We start from the raw sequence: 2,371 nt of genomic DNA on the forward strand, positions 1-2,371 counted from the left end.
CGGTCACGACGACGAACGGCGCGGGCTCGGGGATCTCCATCGCCGTCGTGCACCATGGCCGCCGCCTCCGCCGAGACCAGGCCGTCCGGAACCACGACGATCTCGTCGGCGGAGGAGACGATCCGCTCCGCGTAGCTCCCGGATCCACGGGCGACGACATGCCGGCCGACCCAGGCCGGATCCACGCCTTCTCCGACCGACAGCACCTGTCCCGCTCCGCCGCCACCGGGGACGTAGGGAGGGGCCAGGGGGAAGAACTCGCCGCCCCAGCCGCCCCGTAGCAGCGTGTCGAGGAAGATCACGTCGGCGACGTTCAACCCGACCACGACCTGCCCCGGACCGGCGACCGGCTCTGCGATCTCCTCCGCGACCAGCACCTCGGGTCCACCGAACTCGTGCACACGGACAGCACGCACCACGACCACATCCCCTGCTTCGACCACCTTGACCTTGCCCACCCTAAAAGCTCCAGCAAGGTGGAGATCAAGGGCGCGATGCCCTTCCCCCGCAACAGCTTCGGCGCAGGCTCAGTAGCCGGCGAAGTCGTCGAGGAGGCTGGAGGCGACCTCCACGTCCGGGCTGAGCTGGCGGTCCGACATGTCCGGGTTGAGCTTCGACTCGGCTGTCTCGAAGGCGGCGCGCAGAGCCGGGGTGTCCGGGGTGATGCCGCGCAGCCGCAGGGCGCGGACGGCTGCGACGACCTCGCACGCCAGCACCAGGCGGAAGGCGCTGAGGGAGCGCAGGGCATGGCTCGCGGACTGGAAGGCGAAGCTCGAGTTCTCCTCCTGGCCGCGCGACACGACGGCGTTGCCGATGCTCGCGGGTTCGGCGAGCGTGCGGACCTCCGCCAGCGCCGAGTTGGCGCTGTACTCGAGGATCATCACGCCCGAGCTGCCGGGCACACCCTCTGCCAGGAACGGGCGCAGACCGGTGAAGTTCGGCTCGACCAGCGTGGCGAGGCGGGCCGTCGACAGGTGGCCGGTGTGCAGCATCGACAACCGGAGACGGTCGAGCGCCTGGCCGAGGTACGCGCTGTGGAAGGCGCCGTGGTGGTAGGCGGCGTCGTCTTCTAGGCCGAAGTGGTCGGCGACGATCAGCGGGTTCTCGGCGGCGGCGTTGAACTCGACGTCGAGGACGCGGCCGAGGTCGGTGGCGGCGTCGACGGCCGGGCCGTGGATCTGCGGGAAGCAGCGGTAGCCGAACGGGTCCTGGATGCGGGCCGCAGGCCGGGACGGTTCGTCGAGCAGACGGCGCATCTCGGCGGCGACCGCCACCTGGCCGGGGTGGGGGCGGCCGAGATGAACGCGTTCGTCGTAGGCCTCGACGGTGCCGTCGACAGCGAGGAACGACAGGGCGGCGACGACGTGGGTGGCCTTGAGCAGCTGGTGCGCGTCCTGCCATGCCAGGCCCGCCATGCCGATGGTGAGTGCGTTGCTGCTGATCAACGCCAGTGCGTCGCCCGAGTCGAGCTCGATCGGGTCCGGGGTCTGCGTCGACCCGAGCCAGTAGCGCTCGCCGAGCAGGGTCAGGCCGGTTTCCGCCAGGGCGGTCAGGTCACCCGTGCCGATGGCGCCGTACTCGTGCACGCCGGGGTAGCAGCTGCTGTTCAGCGCGGCCAGCAGGGCATCAGCCACGGCTCTGCGCACGCCGGCACCGCCCGCGAGGAGCTGGTTGAGGCGCACGACCATCATGGCGCGCACCTGTTCCTCGGGGAGCATGCCGCCGAGGCCGCCCGCGTGGCTGCGCAGCAGGCGCAAGCCGTGTTCGGCCCAGCCCTCCGTGCTGACGATCTGGTCGCGGTTCGCGCCGACGCCGGTGGTGCGGCCGTAGACATGTCGCCGCACCACGAGGCGCTGGCTGGCACGCCACGACGCGTCGAGGCGGGCGAGCCCGTCGGCGTGCAGAGCGACCGGCGAGTGGTACCTCGCGACGCGCACCACGTCGTCGGCGCCGAGGGACCGACCGTCCAGCACGACAGGGGAGTCTTCGACCATGGCACCAATGTGAACACATAGGGTTCAACGGTGCTCGTACTGCATGGCCTGTGCACGACCGACGGCGTCCTCGCGCTGTGGGCCGAAGACTCCGGGCTGCCCGCACGGAGCGAGAGCACACGACGGGACGCGCCCCATCCGTTCGCCGCCACGGCCGAGTCGCTCGCTGGCGCGCTCGATCAGGAAACGGTCAAGGCGGCCACGCGGACGTTGTTGCTGCCGTCGTTCTCGTCCGGGCCGATGGCGTCGCCGGAGCTGGTGCGCGACCCGTTGAGCGCGGGACGGGCGCAGCGCGGCAAGGTGCAGCTGCGGCCGTGGGGCGTGCCCACTGTCCGGTTCGTCACGAGGCCGGAGCTCGGGGCGGAGGTGCGCCTGAG

The 2,371-nt window shown here is 71.3% G+C and carries 2 protein-coding genes and 1 pseudogene; 1 reads left to right on the top strand and 2 read right to left on the bottom strand.

Going from position 1 to position 2,371, the window contains the following annotated elements; all coding sequences use genetic code 11:
* Positions 1-458 (bottom strand): alcohol dehydrogenase catalytic domain-containing protein (locus FXN61_RS48780; protein ID WP_376770830.1); only part of this gene is annotated, 458 nt, incomplete at its 3' end.
* A 69-nt stretch (positions 459-527) separates the two neighbouring features.
* On the bottom strand, positions 528-1,994 hold the full coding sequence (locus FXN61_RS48785) for an aromatic amino acid ammonia-lyase (protein ID WP_167980544.1): 1,467 nt from the start codon (positions 1,992-1,994) through the stop codon (positions 528-530).
* Positions 1,995-2,024: 30 nt separating this feature from the next.
* Here FXN61_RS48785 and FXN61_RS48790 point away from each other — a divergent pair.
* Positions 2,025-2,371 (top strand): annotated as a pseudogene (locus tag FXN61_RS48790) (DEAD/DEAH box helicase); the annotation flags it as partial.

Origin of the sequence: Lentzea indica, from assembly GCF_012184385.1 — a bacterium.
Taxonomy (GTDB): Bacteria; Actinomycetota; Actinomycetes; order Mycobacteriales; family Pseudonocardiaceae; genus Lentzea; species Lentzea indica.

Excerpts from the sequence above, each read along its gene's own strand:
- FXN61_RS48785 (WP_167980544.1), bottom strand. The coding sequence starts at position 1,994 with ATGGTCGAAGACTCCCCTGTCGTGCTGGACGGTCGGTCCCTCGGCGCC.